General features: G+C 50.1%; 16 protein-coding genes, 1 pseudogene and 2 riboswitches. Of the genes and pseudogenes, 14 read left to right on the forward strand and 3 right to left on the reverse strand.

Annotation, left to right across the window (positions count from 1 at the left end; translation table 11 throughout):
• Positions 1-451: 451 nt before the first annotated feature.
• Positions 452-1554, forward strand: a pseudogene (locus L6H98_RS16905) (class I tRNA ligase family protein); the annotation flags it as partial.
• Positions 1555-1905: 351 nt separating this feature from the next.
• On the forward strand, positions 1906-2577 hold the full coding sequence (locus L6H98_RS16910) for a hypothetical protein (RefSeq protein WP_236416847.1): 672 nt from the start codon (positions 1906-1908) through the stop codon (positions 2575-2577).
• 69 nt (positions 2578-2646) lie between these two features.
• On the opposite strand, the gene L6H98_RS16915 is transcribed toward L6H98_RS16910, so the two are convergent.
• A complete protein-coding gene (locus tag L6H98_RS16915) occupies positions 2647-3516 on the reverse strand; it encodes an AraC family transcriptional regulator (protein ID WP_236416849.1) in 870 nt (289 codons plus the stop codon).
• A gap of 208 nt (positions 3517-3724) precedes the next feature.
• Here L6H98_RS16915 and L6H98_RS16920 point away from each other — a divergent pair, with 208 nt between their 5' ends.
• The 8 genes from L6H98_RS16920 to L6H98_RS16955 all read left to right on the forward strand — a co-directional run bounded on the left by L6H98_RS16920 (position 3725) and on the right by L6H98_RS16955 (position 13832).
• Entirely contained in the window at positions 3725-4651 is a 927-nt protein-coding gene (locus L6H98_RS16920) for a helix-turn-helix domain-containing protein (protein WP_236416851.1), read from the forward strand.
• Between the two features lie 35 nt (positions 4652-4686).
• Positions 4687-5526, forward strand: coding sequence for an AraC family transcriptional regulator (locus tag L6H98_RS16925; RefSeq protein ID WP_236416853.1), 840 nt, complete (start codon positions 4687-4689; stop codon positions 5524-5526).
• A gap of 175 nt (positions 5527-5701) precedes the next feature.
• Positions 5702-6685, forward strand: a complete 984-nt coding sequence (locus L6H98_RS16930) for a glycoside hydrolase family 43 protein (RefSeq protein WP_236416856.1) — start codon at positions 5702-5704, stop codon at positions 6683-6685.
• Between the two features lie 220 nt (positions 6686-6905).
• The gene (locus tag L6H98_RS16935) at positions 6906-8633 is read left to right on the forward strand and encodes an extracellular solute-binding protein (RefSeq protein WP_236416858.1); all 1728 of its coding nucleotides are present in this window, start codon (positions 6906-6908) and stop codon (positions 8631-8633) included.
• 54 nt (positions 8634-8687) lie between these two features.
• The gene (locus L6H98_RS16940) at positions 8688-9659 is read left to right on the forward strand and encodes an ABC transporter permease subunit (RefSeq protein ID WP_236416860.1); all 972 of its coding nucleotides are present in this window, start codon (positions 8688-8690) and stop codon (positions 9657-9659) included.
• Between the two features lie 23 nt (positions 9660-9682).
• The gene (locus L6H98_RS16945; protein WP_236416862.1) at positions 9683-10585 is read left to right on the forward strand and encodes a carbohydrate ABC transporter permease; all 903 of its coding nucleotides are present in this window, start codon (positions 9683-9685) and stop codon (positions 10583-10585) included.
• A gap of 16 nt (positions 10586-10601) precedes the next feature.
• A complete protein-coding gene (locus L6H98_RS16950) occupies positions 10602-12386 on the forward strand; it encodes a sugar-binding domain-containing protein (protein WP_236416864.1) in 1785 nt (594 codons plus the stop codon).
• 39 nt (positions 12387-12425) lie between these two features.
• The gene (locus L6H98_RS16955) at positions 12426-13832 is read left to right on the forward strand and encodes a family 43 glycosylhydrolase (protein WP_236417045.1); all 1407 of its coding nucleotides are present in this window, start codon (positions 12426-12428) and stop codon (positions 13830-13832) included.
• Positions 13833-14305: 473 nt separating this feature from the next.
• On the opposite strand, the gene L6H98_RS16960 is transcribed toward L6H98_RS16955, so the two are convergent.
• Positions 14306-15094 carry an MBL fold metallo-hydrolase gene (locus tag L6H98_RS16960; protein WP_236416867.1) on the reverse strand — a complete coding sequence of 263 codons (789 nt, stop codon included), beginning with the start codon at positions 15092-15094 and terminating at the stop codon, positions 14306-14308.
• A 216-nt stretch (positions 15095-15310) separates the two neighbouring features.
• Between L6H98_RS16960 and L6H98_RS16965 the strand changes: the two genes are divergently transcribed.
• The 3 genes from L6H98_RS16965 (at position 15311) to L6H98_RS16975 (ending at position 16674) form a co-directional block, all read left to right on the forward strand.
• A complete protein-coding gene (locus L6H98_RS16965) occupies positions 15311-15724 on the forward strand; it encodes an Lrp/AsnC family transcriptional regulator (RefSeq protein ID WP_236416868.1) in 414 nt (137 codons plus the stop codon).
• Between the two features lie 95 nt (positions 15725-15819).
• Positions 15820-15920, forward strand: a riboswitch (guanidine-I (ykkC/yxkD leader).
• A gap of 95 nt (positions 15921-16015) precedes the next feature.
• Positions 16016-16363, forward strand: a complete 348-nt coding sequence (locus L6H98_RS16970) for a multidrug efflux SMR transporter (RefSeq protein WP_236416870.1) — start codon at positions 16016-16018, stop codon at positions 16361-16363.
• The gene (locus tag L6H98_RS16975; protein WP_236416872.1) at positions 16360-16674 is read left to right on the forward strand and encodes a multidrug efflux SMR transporter; all 315 of its coding nucleotides are present in this window, start codon (positions 16360-16362) and stop codon (positions 16672-16674) included. Before L6H98_RS16970 ends, L6H98_RS16975 begins: the two co-directional genes overlap by 4 nt.
• Positions 16675-16822: 148 nt before the next feature.
• Here the strand turns inward: L6H98_RS16975 and L6H98_RS16980 are convergent, their stop codons facing one another.
• Positions 16823-18154 (reverse strand): amino acid permease, encoded by a 1332-nt coding sequence (locus L6H98_RS16980; RefSeq protein WP_236416874.1) that lies wholly within the window; start codon positions 18152-18154, stop codon positions 16823-16825.
• A gap of 263 nt (positions 18155-18417) precedes the next feature.
• A riboswitch (guanidine-I (ykkC/yxkD leader) is annotated at positions 18418-18525 on the forward strand.
• Positions 18526-18595: 70 nt separating this feature from the next.
• Here L6H98_RS16980 and L6H98_RS16985 point away from each other — a divergent pair.
• On the forward strand, positions 18596-19318 hold the full coding sequence (locus L6H98_RS16985; protein ID WP_236416876.1) for an urea amidolyase associated protein UAAP1: 723 nt from the start codon (positions 18596-18598) through the stop codon (positions 19316-19318).
• The last annotated feature ends 1 nt before the right edge of the window (position 19319 follow it).

A 19319-nucleotide genomic window follows, 5' to 3' on the forward strand; every position in this document is an offset into this window, starting at 1 on the left:
CGGCTGTCTTTTTCATTAAGATATAACAGGCAGGATAGTTGTAAAGGTTATGTGCGGAGAACCGTATCAACCGGGCATTGTGGAATCGTAGAAGCCTCAAAGGCGGGAAAGAAAAGTGTTAGAAGTGTCGATGCTGGCAGAGAATTCGCTTCTGACTTTAGTTTCGTTTGGAAGAACGAGAAAGGCTCTAACAATTAATGACTGTATTTCTCCATGATTTATCTGAATTTAATCGTGACTTAGAGGGTCTATTTGAATTGATGTATTGGATTGGTTTTTTGAGAACCTTGACTTTGGAAATGATGTGCTAGGGTATACACGCGAAAAGCGTCGTACCTGAAGAGGTGAATGCCGTGAGGCATTTAATAAAATTGGGTGGTACCACGTGAGCACAACTCTCGTCCCTTTGGGATGAGGTTTTTTTTGTTTGTCAAAAAATGAGGGAGGGAATGATTTGTACACGCGCACCGATCAACAATTTCATCATCGCGTAGTCCAAGATTTGTTTTTGAGACTTCTGGAAAATGGCCATCTTTATAAAAAAAACGTTCTGCAGACATATTGTGAAACCGATCAACGATTTTTACCAGATCGATATGTTGAAGGGACTTGCCCCGTATGTGGTAATCGAGCCAGAGGTGATCAATGCGACTTTTGTTCAACATTGCTCGATCCGGCGGATTTGTCTGAGAAGACATGCAAACTTTGTGGAAATCCTCCGATCGAGCGACCAACAGAGCATTTTTACCTTGCACTGTCTGGGTTCCAAGCTGAATTGACCAAATATGCACAAAAGGCTCGGGGATGGAAAGAATTTGGCCCGCTCTGCTCTTGGGAGTAGGAGGGCTACATTTACCGGATCGAATGATCTCATGTGAGTACATGACACTAGAAGGGAAAAAGTTTTCAACAAGCCGTAACTGGGCAGTCTGGGTGCCGGACATTCTAAAAAGGTACCAACCGGACTCCATTCGGTACTTTCTGATTGCAAATGGACCAGAGAAGCGTGACACTGATTTTTCGTGGAGGGAATTCATTTACAGTCACAATGGAGAGTTGCTAGGCGCGTTCGGAAATTTTGTTAATCGAACGTTGGCCTTTATCGGCAAATCCTTTGGAGGATGCGTTCCCTCAGGGGAGCTTAGTGAGGGATGGAAAAGGGCAACTGAAGAGATGTATCGAGATTCTGGAATTCTAATTGAAGAAGGTCGTCTAAAAGAAGCGATCGAGTTGATTTTCACCTATGTTCGTCAAGGAAACAAATATTTTGATGAGCAAAAACCATGGGTGCAAATCAGGGAGAATCGAGAGGCATGTGAACATACACTACATTCTTGTGTACAGATTATTGCCAATCTTGCCAATTTGCTTCAACCTTTCATCCCCTTCTCGTGTGAGAAAATAAGAACATTTCTAACGCTTGAAAGACCGAACTGGCAGTTAACTTTTGTTCCAGATGGCTTACAAATTCAAAAGTTGGAGCTTTTGTTCGAGCGCATTGATGTCAGTCGGATTGAAGAAGAGCTGAGTTTATTGGAGAAGCAAAAACTGTAGCCTGGAAAGGGAAGGGCCATCCATCGGATGGCCTCTCTTCAAAACTTGCCGTTACAGACAGCGCGGAGGGAAGCGTATCACAAGTAATGATATAGTGTAGAGTTGTGCTGCATCTCGAGAGAGGTGCTTTTTTATTGTAAGCTGCCTTACGAACTCTTCACGAATACAGCAAGATCTGAAAAGTAAGTCCAGAACATATTTGTTAAGTTAGATTCAACAAACTAAAACAAACCAAAATCCAATAAGAAAGGGGCTGAACACAGAATAACTCATCGGATGTTTGCGTGATAGAGAGAAAGGAACAAGCAATAAGCAACAATAGTATTAATACCTAATAGTGGAGGAATCAATGTGAATAGAGAGCACAATACAAAGGTGAATAAATCAACGATAACAGCACATCTTCTACATCAATGGTCAGGATTTATGGCAATAATAGCAGGGATTCTATACATCGTCATTCAATTGATCCACCCGATAGATCATATTTCCTCTGTGAACACGAACTCTTGGCAGGTGGTTGCATGTTTGACTATGGCGATGTCGCTCTTTACACTGATCGGTATTACGGCATTCTATATAAGGCAAGCGAAAGAATCGGGATGGCTTGGCTTGATCGGGTTCCTTATGTTCAATTTGTTCTGGTTCATCTCCATAATTTTTAGTTTCATTGAAGCATTCGTTTTGCCGTTGCTGACGAGTGATGCTGAAAAGTTTGTGGGAGGAATGGTTGGACTCTTTGGAGGAACAGTTAGCGAAGTTAATCTGGGTATCTTCCCGATATTAGCACCGCTCGCGGGATTATTGTATATGTTAGGAGGTTTGCTGCTGGGCATCGCCACATTAAGGGCCAGGGTTTTTCCTCGCCCAGCAGCCATTCTGCTGGCCTTCGCTGCTGTAGTGACCGTAGCTGCTGCAATTATTCCCCATCCACTTGATCGGGCATTGGCAATACCTATGGGATTAGCGCTTATATGGATTGGATATGTTATTTGGTCGGAACGTAAGCAAGCATCGGTTTAGAGGTTTTTTGATATTACCAAATGGGATGAAATGAATAGCTCCTCTGACGGTTGGTTCCTCGGTGCAGTATTAAATTTCCATATCGTCAGGGAGTTTTTTGATAGGTGCATAAATATGGTAGGTTGAATTCAAATTGTGAACATCTTCAAAGACTTGAATCAGTTCAATATCGGATTGGTTAGACTCTTGCCTGGAAATCTTTAAGAATCTTGCATAGTCGGTTTTGAGGACTTCTCCAATGTCTAGCAGGTCACCACAATAGTTAAACCTCGCACAAAAAATAGTCGGTACATCAACCGTGAAATAAAAGGGTTTATGAATTTGAACATCACTTGGGATTCCGAACAGAACTTTGAACCGTGTTGAGTTTGGTTGACAGTTTGAATAAATGACAAAACAGGAACCATTTATATGGTCATCAATGTGGTTCAACAACAATCTTGAATGGGAGTGGATCTTCTTTTTGTAATCATCAGCAGCCAGGTCTACTTCAAAGGCAATCCCGCTTATTCGGGTCTCTTTGAACTCTGTCAGCGTGAAATCCGTGACGATATCCCCATTTATATTTTTAAATGGTCTTTTGACCACTGCAGGTATTGGAGTCGGATCGATTTTTTTGAGCCCTGCTCTTAGCGAACTTGGAGCTACGCCGTAATGTTGTTTGAAGGCCCGGGTGAATGAGGCTTGCGTACCAAAAGCGAATTGATATGCAATGTTGGTTAAAGATAAGTTATTTTCATAAATAAGTGATAAAGCGGCATTCAATTTTCTAGATAGAATGTACTGATTTAATGAACAGCCCATCATGGCAGAGAAAAGCCTATGAAAATAATACTTAGACATATTGAAATTAAGGGCAACGGATGCCACGGATAAAGGTTGTTCTACATTTTCCTCGATATGAATCAATGCTTGTTCTATTATCCTATGATGGTTCATACTGACTCCCTTCATCACGCACTTTAATTTATTGTGCTAAGTATATCACAAGCGTTCCATTGCTATAAGGCAATTCGCATTCTAATCACCTGGGATGTCCAATGAATATAAAGGGAGTAGTACTCATTTTTTTATGCGCTTACATTGTGCTTCTCCGCCGTTTTCAGTAAAATATTTGTAATTTCAATGGTTAAAGGAGAGCGGACACGTGCTGGAACTCAGCTTTGACGACCCTGAACGATTGGCCGGCGTTGCCCATGCCCTATCGGCCCGTTCGCGCATCGATATTCTCCAGCTGTTGCAGTTCGGCAGACTGAATGTCATCGAAATCGCGGAGGCGCTGGATCTTCCCATCTCAACGGTGGCTAACCATGTGAAGGTGCTTGAGGCGGCCCAATTGATCCATACGGAAATGCTGCCGGCGACCCGCGGGGCGATGAAGCTGTGCAGCCGCGTCTGCGACGCCGTACACATGGAACTGAGACGGACGGGGCGAACCGCCGAAGTGGCGAGCTATGAAGTGCAGATGCCGATCGGGCACTACAGCGACTGCGAAGTGACGCCTTCTTGCGGCATGGCCAGTGCGGAAGGCATCATTCTGAAGGATGATGATCCGGCCAGCTTTTACCATCCCCTTCATATCGATGCACAACTGATCTGGTTGCAGAGAGGGTATGTGGAATACCTGCTTCCGGTCGACATTCCTGCGGAGGCCAGGATCCTTTCGTTGGAACTTTCCATGGAAATGTGTTCGGAGGTGCCCAATTACAACAATGTTTGGCCGTCGGACATCTCCGTGTGGATCAACGGCGTAGTCATCGGAACATGGACCAGCCCCGGGGATTTCGGCGATCGCCGCGGCAAGCTGAATCCCGCGTGGTGGAACAACACGTTGACGCAATACGGACATCTTAAGGTTTGGCAGGTTAACGAGAGCCATACCAGCCTGGATCATGAGCGGATTTCCAGCGTGAACCTGCATCATCTGAGGGTGCTGGAAAGCCCCAAGCTTCGCCTGCGCATCGGCATCGACCCCAATGCGGTGCACCAAGGGGGCATGAACCTTTTTGGCAGCGGGTTCGGGGACCATGCGCAGCACATTCGGATGAGCGTGATGTATTCGACAAAACCCTGAAGACAGGAGACGGACGGGAATGAGGTTGCAAAAACATGGAAAACGCAAATATGCCATTCATTGTCAGTATCGAACGCTTTAAACCGCATACGTATCAGCTGGAGCAGGGCGAAGGTTTCTTTATGTCCCACTCGCACGGGTACGATGAACTGACTCTTGTGCTCGAAGGTGAAGGGTATTACAGTTCCCCCCAACAAAATATTAAAGTCGCTGCCGGGGATATGATCGTGATCCCGCCGGGGCTTCACCATGGTTTTGTATGCACTACGCCTTGGCAGGGCATATCCGTGCATTACCGCATGGACATTTTACCTGTGCAGAGCCGCTATCCCTTTCACCGGTCGGACCAGGAAGGAGAGCGCATTCATCACGCCCATCTGACGCAGGATGATCTGCAGTGGGCCAATTTCAGTCTGGCCCGGTTGGAAAAAGAATGCTTGTCGGACGATCGGGACATGGATGGGCTGCATCTGAAACAGCTTGCATTGGAGACGGTGCTGCAATTGTTTCGGCGCAATCTTGTCCGTGAGCAGTCCAGTGAGGCAGGCCGTTCGGAGCAGAGGGTCATTCAGGACATTTTGAAGGAGATCCACATGAAGTATTTCACCTCCTTAACCGTAGGGGATCTTGCCGCCAAACATTTTATGTCCGAAAGCCATTTGCGCAAAAAATTCGTGGAGGCCGTCGGGGTCTCGCCCAAACAGTACATCATCAACTTGCGGATCAAAGAGGCGAAACGGCTGCTGAGGCAGTCGAGCAAAGCCATTGAGACGATTGCCGCCGAGGTCGGATTTACTTCATCGAGCCGTTTCTATGATTCGTTTGTGAAATCGGTAGGCGCAACGCCGCTGGAATGGCGGACCAATCAGCAATAATATAGCGATTTGATCGAAAACCGCCCTTGGGGCGGTTTTTTTCGACCGACGAAACCGATCAAAGGTGTTCTTTTTTTGAGCTTCAAATGAAGCGTTTTCATAATTGTTTATGAAACAGGTTTGCCAGATAATGAGAGAAGAATCGCGATATTACACATAACAAAGGGGAGGGCACATGAATTTGATCAACGAGAAAAACGTCTTCCGCAATCCAGTCGTTGCGCAGGCAGCCGATCCATGGGTGATGAAGCATACGGACGGTCAGTACTATTTCATGCACACGCGGTCGGATCGGTTGGAACTGGTGCAATCGGCATCTTTGGCCCGCATCGGAGAAGGCAAAAGGAAGGTCATTTGGAACCCCGAGCCGGGCGGTGCCTATAGCCGCAACTTGTGGGCGCCGGAGATCCATCATGCAGCGGGGAAATGGTACGTCTATTTTACCGCCAATGATGGGGGGGGCGATGAGACTCGCCGAATTTGCGTGCTGGAGAATGAACGCGCCAACCCTCTTGAAGGGGAATGGACGTGGAAAGGGGCACTGGACACTCCTGTTCCCGGATTGGACGGAACGGTGTTTACGCTAAGAGGAGAACTGTATTTTCTTTATGCCGGGTATGGTCACTTTCCCGATTACGGTTCGGCCATCTACATTATGCGTATGTCCAGTCCTATCAAGGTCACTGGCGATCATGTGCTGCTCACGGCTCCGACCATGGACTGGGAGAAGCAGGGCGGCATGGCAATCAATGAAGGTCCGGTGCTGCTGCACAGAAACGGACGTGTATTCCTCGTATATTCCGCAAGTACGACTTGGTCCGAAGATTATTCTCTGGGCATGCTGACGATGAACGAGCAGGACGATCCGATGATTCCTAGTTCCTGGAGCAAGTCGGATAAACCTGTATTCAAAAAAAATCCGGAACACGCCGTGTACGCGACCGGACACAACAGTTTTACCAAGTCACCCGATGACACGGAGGATTGGATCGTTTACCATGCGCTCCCCGCTCCGGGAGCGGATACGGCACTGCGGGCAACACGCATTCAGCGTTTCGAGTGGAACGAAGACGGAACTCCATGCTTTGGCGTGCCACTTGGCGATGAGCAAGAGCTTTCTTTTCCATCCGGTGATCACGGTGAGCGAGAGGGAAGGTAGTCGCTATGCGGCATTTGTTTCAAAAACAATGGAAGTAAACCAGAGTTTCTCCAGAACACCCTAAGGAGAAGCATTTTTTTAACATATGTTTCAAAAAAGAAAGATGAAAACGGTATCATTTTTATGTTTTGTACGTTTGACGGGTGTGGATTACAAAAAAACAATAATAAAAAAACGTTGTTCGAAAGGGCTTCCCACAAATCGATTCGGGGGGATTCGCATGACGAAATGGTCAAAACGTTTGATCACGCTTACCTTGCTGCCTGCGCTGGTGCTGTCCATCGCCGCCTGCAGCAGCACAGATGCCGGGCAGACGCCAGCTCCGGAAAAGGGGAATTCCATAGAGCGGAAGGAAGTGGCTTTTACCGATATTAGCTCAACGATCCGGGGGAATACAGCTCCTTCCCAAGCGCAGATCGATGAGGTCAATACAACGTTAAACGATACGTACTTGGGGGACCTGTTTGATCAAAAAATACCGAACGACTATTCCGCTTACCCGTATTCCAAAGATGTTACGCTGGATGTTTGGCTGCCTGCCGACCCGAACATCCCCGATATGAACAATCATAAGGTCCAAAAGCAGATCGAAAAGCTGACCGGCATCAAGGTCAACTTTATTACACCTCCCGTCGGACAGGAAGCGGATGCGTTCACGCTCATGATCTCGTCGGGCGAACTGCCGGATATCATCATCAACCCCGAGCGTTATCCCGGAGGCCTGGAAGCAGGTCTGAACGACGGCGCGTACATGGATCTGACCGATCTGATGGAAACCAACGCGCCCAACTACTCCGCATGGCGCAATTCGGACGAAATGCGCAGGAAAACGACGGTGACGGACGACGGCAAACTGCTTGGCTTTTATGGCATCGCGCCGTATTCGGAATGGACCTGGTTCGGCACGTTGATCAAAAAGGAAGCCCTTGAAAAGACGGGGCTGGACGTACCGGCGACCATTGACGAATGGCATACGTTTTTGCAAAAAAGCAAAGAAGCCGGTTATGCCGAACCGCTGAATTACGGCTCATCTTACGGCCAAATTTTTACTGGCATTATCAATGGCGCCTACGGCGTTTGGGACTGGACGTTCCTCGACAATCACGGAAAAGTAGCGTGGGGGCCTGCCCAGCCGAAGGCAAAGGAGTACTTGGCCACCATGCAGCAATGGAATAAGGAAGGCTTGCTCAACCGCGATTGGGCGACGGCGGACTTCAACCAGCGCATGGCGAGCGCGATATCGGACAAAACGTCTGTCATGATGGATTCGCCGGATACGATGTGGAGTTATTGGAAGCAGCAAAACGACATTGATTTTGTCGGTGCTCTGAACCCGGTCTTGAACGAAGGCGACAAGTCTGCTACAACGTACAAAAATTTCATGCGTACCGGACGGGCTGCAGCGATTACGACCCAATGCAAGGACGTTGAAGCAGCGATGGCGTGGCTGGATTTTAACTACAGCAAAAAGGGCTGGGAAATCGTGAACTATGGCGAATACGGGACCGTGCACTTGATCGACGAGAATGGCAAACCCTATTTTCCGGAGGACAGCTATATTTACAACGATCCCGATGGTCAGCCTGTAGCCACAACGTTGCTCAAATACCGCATGCATTCTTGGCCGTCTATTCGCGACGAGCATCATTCCAATCCGCTAATTGTTGCAAAAGGCAGTTATTCGGGGGAGATCCGGAAGGAATGGACCGAGAACATGGATACGAGCATGGCCATGCCGCCGATCACGTTCACCCAGGAAGAAGCCTCGCGGGAAGCCGAATTGGGCAACCAGCTCGCGACGCTTCGCAGTGAATATTTTGCCAAAATTATCATGGGCGAGCTTCCGGTGGATGCGTACGACAAGTTCCTGAGCGAGGCGCAGAAGATGGGGCTGGATGAATTTCTGAGTCTGCACCAGGCTGCGCTGGACCGCTATAACCAAAGGTAGGGTGAAAGACATGCTGAAGGGAAGCGGAGAAGCCGGAAAAGAGGTGTTTATTCCATGCTGACGATACGTAAAAACAAAAACGTGGGCGGCCTGGCGACCGCTTCGCCGCGCGGAAGCAAACGGAACATGATCAAGAAAGACTTCAGGAAGAACTGGTTCGCCTACCTTCTCGCCATTCCGGTCATTGCCTGGTTTCTCGTGTTCTGCTACGGGCCGATGTGGGGTGTGCTGATCGCATTCAAGGACTATAAACCGCTCCTTGGCTTTGATGGCAGCCAGTGGGTGGGGTTCAAACATTTTATCGAATTTTTCGAAGGCCCGTACTTTTGGCGGGTCGTCAAAAATACGCTGCTGCTCAATGTTTGGGGCATCGTGTTTGGGTTCACGGCTCCCATCATTCTTGCGTTGATGCTGAACGAAGCCCGCGACGGCCGGTTCAAAAAAATAGTGCAGACGATCACGTACATGCCCCACTTCATTTCGCTCGTGGTCGTCTGCGGCATGATCCACATTTTTACGGCCGACGGGGGCATCCTGACCCAACTGCTCGAATTCATAACCGGCAAGGAGTACAGCTCGCTGCTCGGATACTCGTCCCTGTTCAGGCCGATCTACACCTTCTCGGGCATTTGGCAGAGCATCGGGTGGGAAAGCATCATCTATTTGGCGGCGATGAGCTCCATCGACCCCGCGTTGTACGAAGCTGCGGAGATCGACGGCGTGGGCAGGATCAAGAAGATGTGGCATATTACGCTGCCGCAGATCAGCCCGGTCATCGTCATCCTGTTCATTTTTGCGATCGGCGGCTTGATGGCTTCCGGATACGAAAAGATCATTCTTTTGTACAATCCGCTGACCTACGATACGGCTGATGTTATTGCGTCATATGTATATCGGCGCGGGCTGAGGGAAGCCAGCTTGAGTTATTCCACCGCCGTCGGCCTGTTAAGCTCGGTGATCAATTTTGCCTTGTTATGGGTCACGAACCGGCTTGCCAGACGTTATTCCGAGGTGAGTTTATGGTAGGAAGGCAAGAAGGAGGTGTGGGGATGAGCGTACGCAAATCGATGGGCAACCGCATGTTCGACGTGTTTAACTACACGCTGTTGACTGTGCTGACCCTGGCGTGCCTGTATCCGATTTTGCATATCGTGTTTGCGTCCTTCAGCGATCCGGCCAGGCTGGTTGCCCACAAAGGGCTGCTGCTGAAACCGCTCGGCTTCACGCTGGACGGATATAAGCTGATTTTCAAGGATAACAGCCTGCTGGTGGGGTACAAAAACACAATCATTTACGTCGGGCTGGGTACCTTGATCAACATGGTCATGACGATCATGGGCGCGTTTGTGCTCTCCCGGCGGGATCTTTATTTCAAAAACGCCATCATGATCGTGATCACGATTACGATGTTTTTCGGAGGTGGGCTGATCCCCTGGTTTCTGCTCATGAAGGACATCGGCCTGTTCAACAACTTGTGGGCCATGGTTCTTCCGACCGCGCTGAGTACTTGGAACATCATCATTCTGCGGACCGGCTTCCAGGCCATTCCCGCCGAATTGGAGGAGTCCGCGACCATTGACGGCGCAAGCCAGGCCCGCATCCTATTTTATGTCATTTTGCCGCTGTCGAAAGCGACGCTGGCGGTCATTTTCCTGTATTACCTCGTGGGAAACTGGAATTCCTGGTTCAACGCGATGGTGCTCTTGCAGGATCGGGACAAATTCCCGCTGCAGCTGCTGATGAAGGAGATTCTGGTCGCCAACGATTCGTCGGCAACGACGATGGGCAGCGCGGGCGGCGTCGTCATCGACAGTGCCGGAAGCTCGACCGCTTACCGGGAACTGGTCAAATATTGCACCATCGTTGTATCCACCATCCCGATTCTGATGGTATATCCTTTCCTGCAAAAATATTTCGTCAAAGGGGTATACGTCGGTTCGATCAAAGGCTGAAGGAGATTGGTTAACCATGACAACTGAAAAGGCAACCGCAGCATCGATCGCGCGTGCGGATTATCCGAGACCGCAGTTTATGCGCAAGGCATGGAGCTGCTTGAATGGCGAATGGGAATTTCAGTTCGACGATGCTTGCATCGGCGAGGAAGAGAAATGGTACAGTACCGAGCGGTTAACGGCATTTTCGCGTAAAATTCAGGTCCCGTTTGCCTTCCAAAGCCCGCTTAGCGGCATCGGTGATCCTTCGTTCCATGACATCGTATGGTATCGCCGAAGCTTCGAAGTCCCGGCCGACTGGAAGGGCAAACGGATCGTGCTCCATTTTGGTGCAGTGGATTATTCGGCCAAAGTGTGGGTGAACGGTAACCTTGTCGCGACGCATGAAGGAGGTCATACCCCGTTTCAGGCAGACATTACTTCCGCGCTGGCGGACAACGACAATTGGGTTGTCGTGCGCGCCGAGGATTTCAGTCGCGACGTTTCGCTGCCGCGGGGCAAGCAGTATTGGAAGGAGCAATCGGCGAGCATTTTCTACACCCGTACGACGGGAATTTGGCAAAGCGTGTGGCTTGAACCGGTCTCCCGCGTGCATTTATCCAGGATCAGGCTCACCCCTGACATCGATCGGAACGAAATCCGGGTGCGCGCTTTCCTGGAAGGTCTCCGTTCATCCGAAGAGCTGACGCTTGAAGTGTCGGTCACATATCAAGGAAAGCTTGTAGCAGAAGACCGGTACGGGATCAGACAGAATGAGGCGATGCGGACCATCGGTTTGAATGACTTTTTCGAACATGGCATGGGGCGTTTGTGGAGTCCGGAACATCCGCATTTGTATGACATTCACCTGCGTTTGCTGCGTGGAGAAGAATCCCTTGATGAAGTCGTCAGCTATTTCGGCATGCGCAAAGTATCGATCGAAGGCGGCAAGCTGTGCCTGAACAATCACCCTTACTTTCAGCGGCTGGTGCTGGACCAGGGGTATTTCCCCGATGGCGTGCTGACCCCTCCTTCCGACGAGGCTATCCAAAAGGATATCGAGCTAACTAAAGCGCTGGGCTTTAACGGCGTGCGCAAACACCAGAAAACGGAAGATCCCCGGTTCCTGTACTGGTGCGACCGGATGGGCTTGCTGGTCTGGAGCGAGGCGGCGAATGCTTACGCCTATTCCGAATCGTATGTTCGTCGTTTCACGAGGGAGTGGCAGGAGATCATCGAGCGGGATTACAATCACCCTTGCATCGTGACCTGGGTACCGCTGAACGAAAGCTGGGGCGTCCCGAACGTGCAGGTCGATGAGCGCCAGCAGCAGCATGGGTTAGCGATGGTGCATCTGACCAAATCGCTCGACGGCAGCAGGCCGGTCGTATATAACGATGGCTGGGAGCATATGACGACAGACTTGCTGACGATCCATGATTACGAGAGCCGCCAAGAGGTGCTGGAGGCGCGTTATGCAAGCGTGGAATCCGTCACCAGCTCAATGCCGTCCAATCGCAGGCTGTTCGTTGGCGGGGCGGCTTACGAGAGTCAACCGATCCTGGTGTCGGAATTCGGGGGCATTGCGTTCAAAAAAAGCGAATGGGAAGGCTGGGGTTACTCTGGCGCCGAGAACGAAGAGGAATTTCTGCAAAAGCTGGAGGCCGTCGTGCGGCCGATGTTCGATTCTCCGGTCGTGCAAGGGTATTGTTATACGCAATTGACCGACGTCGAACAGGAGATCAATGGACTGCTGACGTACGACAGACAGCCCAAGGCTCCGCTGGAAGCGATTCGCCGCATCATGGAAGGCCGGAAATAAGCCGTTCAAATCCAATTCGGGAAGGAAGCGTGTTGAATGATGAAGGTCAGGCATGGAAAAACACTGCTGCTCGCCCTATGTGCCCTGCTGGTATTCCCTATGGACGGTGCTTCTTATGCCGCCAGCACGCAGAATAACTTCTATAATGTCGTCATGCAGGACGGGGCGGACCCTTGGGTTTACAAACATACGGACGGTTATTATTACTTTACGAAAACGACCGGCGGCAATGTCACGATCTGGAAATCCAAGCAACTGACGGCGATCGACGCGGCGCCTACAACGGTAGTAAATACCGGATGCTGCGGCATATGGGCTCCTGAGCTGCATTATATTAACGGGGCTTGGTACATCTATTATGCCAAAGATGATGGGGATAACGTTAACCATCGGATGTATGTCATGGAAAATACGTCCCCTGACCCGACGCAAGGCACTTGGCAGTACAAAGGCCAGATCACCGACCCGACGAACAAATGGGCCATCGACGGCACGGTGCTGCAAACGGGCGGGCAGCTGTATTTTATCTGGTCAGGCTGGGAAGGCGACACGAACGTGCGGCAGAATCTGTATATCGCGCATATGAGCAATCCGTGGACCATCGATTCCAATCGCGTGGAAATCGCGCGGCCTACGTACGCTTGGGAGACCAACCATTCACCCAACGTGAATGAGGGCCCTCAGGTCATCATCCGCAATGGCACGATCAGTCTGGTGTATTCGGCCAGCGGCAGCTGGACCAACGATTATTGCCTCGGGTTGATCACGGCCAGCACATCCGGCGATTTGCTGAATCCGGCGTCCTGGCAGAAACGAAGCCAGCCGATTTTCCGGTCAGGCAACGGCTTATTCGGCCCTGGCCACCATTCGTTCACGAAGTCTCCGGACGGCACCGAGGACTGGATCGTGTATCACACGGCCAAATTCAACAACAGCGGCTGGAATCGGGAAATTCGGATGCAAAAGTTCACGTGGAACGCGGACCATACGCCGAATCTCGGAGCCCCGGCCAATCCCAATCAACCGATCGCTTTGCCTTCGGGCGAAGCGGCGGTTGTCCGGTACGAAGGCGAAGCGGGAACTTTCGGCGGGGCGGCCTACGCTTCGCAAAGTCCCAACGGCTCGGGAGGCTGGAAGGCAGGACATATTGATACTGCCGACAGTTACGTGGAATATGACGTCAACGTGCCGATTGCAGGCGAATACATCCTGCTGGCGAGAACAGCGAATGGCACGGAGGGCGGCAACTGGTCCAACCTTCGCTTAAGCGTGAACGAAGGCACCGCAAATGCATTCCATATCACGAACAAGGGCTGGGAAAACTGGGGACTGTCCACGGCCAGAATCCAGCTCAAGGCAGGTGTGAACAAAATCCAATTCACCAAAGGAGACGGGTACGGCGAGATCGACTACTTTGATATCAAGCCTGCCAACGGAGAGATATGATGGTCTGTTTGGGAGAGAGTTGTTTGCGTGCGGAGGAAGACGAGGAGTGCCCCAACGACAGGTCATGAAATGAATGCAGGTGCCCTGTTAGCGTAAAGCGCAGCGGGGCACCTTTTTTGAATGAGGGTGTGTACGTTGCTTGGATTGTAGGCGATAGTTGCGCCAAATTCTAGCGAACCTGAGCCACCTTATTAGGCCAATGTTCGGGTGTGAAAAAACGTAACGAACCTGAGGCACGTTATCGGCCCACAAATGCGCAGAAAATGCACGGATGAGGCGGAATAAGGTGACTGAAGTTCGTTAGCCACACAAAGTGGCGAAAAACGCCCGGATAAGACGTGTGAGGTTCGTTAGCGCTCAGCCGAACGTCGTGAAAAAGGGGCGACCTCATCCAGCACATTTGGCTGCTGGCGAGAGTCGCTCCTTTTACGCAGCGAAGCTGCTTTTCCAAGCAAAGTTGCAACCTCCAGAGATCAAGCCTGCTCGCAGTTCATCACTGCTCGCTCAAACGTGTACGATTCCCCGTCATCCGGTACGAGTACCTGTGAGGCCATGCCTTTCTCCTGCGCGAATGCCTTCAGCTCGGCTCTCGACAGCGTCCAATGGTTTACGGCCTCCATATGCACCGACACGATCGTTGCTTCCGGCGCGGCTTTGTGTACTTCCAGGATGTCTTCTTTGCCCATCACAAGAGAGCCGCCTTGCAGAAACTGGTTGTCGCCGCCGTTAACCACGATCACGTCAGGACGGTGCGTCCGAATGGTTTGTCCCACTTCTTCGTACCAAACGGTGTCTCCGGCGACATAGAGCGTGGGTTCATCCGGATGTTTCAACACTACGCCGCAGACAACTCCGGCCAGATTCAAGATTTCGCCCCGGCCATGCTCGCCTCTGGTTTTCACGAGCTGAATGTCCCCGAAAGTGGTATCCTGCTTCAGCACTTCCGTATGTTCAAAACCGTCCTCAGCCACTTTGGCTGCATCTGCTTCGTTTTGCACAAACATCTTGATTCCTTGGGGAAGCCGTTGTATGGCTGCCTCATCATAATGATCCAAATGAAGGTGCGTTACAATGACGGCGTCCACATCGACAATTTGTTCGATCGGCAGCGGCAAACCTACGAGCGGATTCATTTGATCCTGTCTGACCGAGTTGGGAAACGGGGGATATGCACCTTGGTCAGCAAGAAAAGGATCGACCAAAAATGCTTTTCCGGCATATTGGATAATGATCGTTGCATTACGGATTTGCGTTATTTTCATGGGTGAGTGCTCCTTTATTTCAAGATGCCTTCAGTGTACAGGATGGACAGCGGCCGTTTACATAGATAAAATCAAGTCATTACCCGCTTTGGCTTGATTTATGAAAGAAAAGCGATCGGAAGATGGGGCTGCACTTGCAGTGGCCTGGTATGATTGGTTAATGATTAATGCGGTTTCGATAGAGAGTGGATGAACGGACAGGGAGGGGGCGATGTCGTGCTGGATCAAACCGATGTGCGCATTTTGGAGGAGCTGTCCAGAAACAGCCGCATCACGATGAAAGAGCTTGGCGAAAAGGTTCACCTTACGGGGCAAGCGGCTGCGACAAGAGTGGCCAAGTTGGAAGATCAGGGCGTGATTGAGGGGTATACCATTAACATGAACCAATCTAAAATCGGATGTCAGGTGCATGCAATGATCACGATTTTTACGCAAAGCCTGCATCACAAACCGTACCTTGATTTCATCGAGGCATATAAGCCGAACATGCTTAATCATTACAAAATCAGCGGCGAAGGATGTTATATGCTGGAGACCCGTTTTCCGTCCAATGAAGCGTTGGACCGATTTTTGGTAAAGCTGAACGAGCATGCAAACTACAAGTTAAACATCATCATTAACAAACTTTGATCTGCCTGACGATGTTACGTCATTGTTAACTTTTTGCCTGAAAAGTATTGAATTCTGGTTCTGCCTGTGTATAATATGAACTACAACTGAAATTCACAAATGTTTTCTAGGGTTCCGCGACGTCCTGTCGGCTGGTCCGAGAGAAAACTCACAGTCGCGAGCGACTGTGTCACGGAAGGATAAAAGCCTGGGAGATAAACTGCTGCATGCAGTTTTCTCCCGGGCTTTTTTTATTTTTGCTGCTTTACATCAATATTACATGCAGCGTAATCAAAAGGAGGATGTAAGAAAATGAACAAGACATGGGGACCTGTCGTTATTGCGGCATTGTTTGAGGTTGGATGGGTCATCGGACTGAAACATGCCAGCGGATTTTTGGAATGGGGAGCCACGGTGATTGCCATTATTGTCAGTTTCACGTTAATGATTATGGCCGCGCGCACGCTTCCGGTCGGAACGGTGTATGCCGTGTTTGTCGGGTTGGGAACGGCCGGAACCGTCCTTGCGGAAATTTTGTTGTTCGGGGCGGGGGCGGAGGCGTCCAAACTGCTGCTGATCGGTGTGCTTTTGCTTGGCGTAATCGGTCTTAAAATGCTCAGCAAAGAAAAGAAACAAGAAAATGGGGTGCAGGAACGATGAACTGGGTATTTTTAATTTTGGCGGGGATTTTCGAAATGGTTGGCGTACTCATGATCAATAAATTCAACAAAGATCGGAATATGTTGTCCGTGATCTATATGATTGCAGGATTTGGCTTGAGTTTCTTCTTCTTGTCCTTGGCGATGAAAACACTGCCGATGGGAACGGCGTACGCCGTCTGGACCGGCATCGGAGCATCGGGCGGAGCAATTCTTGGCATGATTTTTTATGGTGAACCGCGGAATGCAGCAAGGATTTTGTTCATCGCCATGGTGCTTGGGTCGGCGGTCGGATTGAAATTGGTCAGTTGATGAATGAGAGAGAGTAGCAACCACGAACCTGGAAACCATATTCGTCATGCACCTAAAAGAACAAAACACCCAAAAGAACCGGATGCCTCGGCATTCTGGTTCTTTTTGGCATTTTCAGAGCACCTGGCATTTCACTTGCCTTGTGCGTTCACATCGCTTCTTCGATCTCAGCCAACGTGCTGCTTTTGGACGTAGATTTCAGCCGTTGATTTGCGTAGATCAGCAGACCCAACACGATCCAGCCGGTACCGAGCAGCAGAGAGGAAGCTTCGAGCCTGGTGATGAGATACAGGATGAAGATTGCGCCTAATAAAGGGAAGAGCATGCGGACGATCCAGTCCTGAATGCTGCGTCTTTTCTCGCGAATAATGTAATGGCAGATGACGGACAGATTCACGAACAGGAATGCGGTGAGCGCGCCGAAGCTGACAAACATGATCGCGGTTTCCAGGCTGATGAAGAGCGCCGCCAGCGAAATCAGGCTGACCAGCACGATATTGAACACGGGTGTGCGGAATTTGGGGTGGATCGAGCTGAATTTGCGCGGCAGCAGGGAGGATCTTCCCATCACGAACAACAGCCTGGAAACCGTAGTCATGGACGACATGCCTTGTGCAAGCACGGAGAAGATGACGACAAAAGTAAAGATGGACGCAAGCGTTCCGCCGCCGATGGCCTGCATCAATTCGAAACCTGCGGAGTCCATATGGCTGAACGTGAAGGATGGGAGCATCTGTTGAATCAGATACGCGGTCGCAAAATACATGATGCCGGCAGCGCTGACGATGATCAGAATGGCACGCGGAATCGTTTTTTCGGGGGTACGCGTTTCTTCCGCCATCGTGGTGATCGAGTCAAAACCGAGGAAAGAAAAGCAGACGAGCGATGCACCGGCCAATACGGCAGAGAGTGGGATGCCTTCGACGGAATTCAGGGGATTCAAGCCGGCAGTGATGCCTTGCGTCATCGCTTTATATACAAGAAAGGAACAGAAGCCGGCAATGAAGACGATCTGCATGAGCACAAAAACTTTGTTGACGTTCGCTGACGTTTTGATGCCAATGATGTTGATCGTCATCACGACCAGCGTAAGCAGAACGATCCAGACGGAAGAAGGGATGGAAGGGAACTGCGCATGGAGGTTAATCCCGAACATGAGCACGGCCACGATGCAGGAGAACAGGTAATCGAGCAGGATAACCCATCCGACCAAAAAGCCGATAAACGGATTCATCGCTTGACTTACGTAGGTGTAGGCAGATCCTGACACCGGGAACGCTTTGGCCATCTGTCCGTAACTGGCCGCGGTAAACAGAATGGCGATAAACGCAAGCACGTAAGCGGCCAGCAGCATGCCCTGGGAACCTTCATGAAGCACGCCAAAGCTTGTGAAAAATATCATCGGGGACATCCATGCCAATCCCATCGTCACCACATGGCTTAAGGAGAGATTTCTTTTCAGTGTTAGTTTTTGTGACATATTAAAACCTCCTTCAAAATTCATAACGAATCGATCGTTTTGTTCATGTTATAACACTTCACATTCTTGCAGGGCTTTTGTTAAAAATCAAGCCTTATTTTTCGCTATAACCGAACGTTTGGTTATTTTCTTTAGTAGAATTTTCGCGGTTTTGAATAAAGGATGTGAAAAAACACAAGCCGAAAGACCTGTTCTTGAACTTTTTTCAAAAAAACTATTGTGATTCATGATTTTACGTGTTAGTATTCATAACATGAATTGCATAAAATGTTTTCTAGGGTTCCGGGCCGCTAACGCCGGCCGACTGGTCCGAGAGAAAACGCATCAGGAATCCGATCTGATGTACACGGCGGGACAAAAGCCCGGGAGAATCGATCAAAGAGCGATCTTTGATGTTTCTCCCGGGCTTTTTTCTATACTTTTTTTCAGGAGGAATGCACAATGACAGTCCCATTCACAATGACATTGCAGCCTGGCGGCAAATGGTCCGCCCGCATAGGCCGAGGGAAGAACATTACCCTTAAGGCAACCGGAGAACGCGCCAATGTTGCGGCACTGCTGTTCCATACACTCGATCCGGCCGAGCGCTATAACATGCCTGATACGTTGAAAGCCCAGCACACCGCATTTTTGACCAGCGGCAACGTACTGATGAGCGATCAAGGCAGAGTGCTCGCTTCGATCACGGAGGATTCGGTGGGATGGCATGATCCGTTATCCAGTTATACGACTCGTGAAGCTACGGACGAAAAATACGGAACGACAACATACCAGGCGCAGCGTAATGACTGGCTGCGAAACGGCGAAGAGAACTTCAGGGTAGAGCTGTTCCGCCATAACCTGTCGCCACGCGATATCGCGGTCCCGGTCAACTTTTTCTCCAAAGTGGTTTGCGAACGGGACGGCACGATGCGATACACGGCTCAGGAAACATCTGGCCGGTCGGTTACGCTCCGCACGGAGATGGATGTTTTGCTGGTTCTATCGAATACGCCGCATCCGCTTGATCCTTCAGATCAATATCCGGATGCAAGCATCATCGTTACCGTGAACGACGCCGAACCTGTATCGGAACTTGATCCATGCGTACTTCATTGCGGCGAAAACCGCAGAGCCTTCGAAAATACATGGAATGCCTATGCATTGATGAAAGGGGTCAACTAAT

The organism is Paenibacillus sp. JJ-223, from assembly GCF_927798175.1.
In the GTDB taxonomy this organism is placed as follows: Bacteria; Bacillota; Bacilli; order Paenibacillales; family Paenibacillaceae; genus Paenibacillus; species Paenibacillus hubeiensis.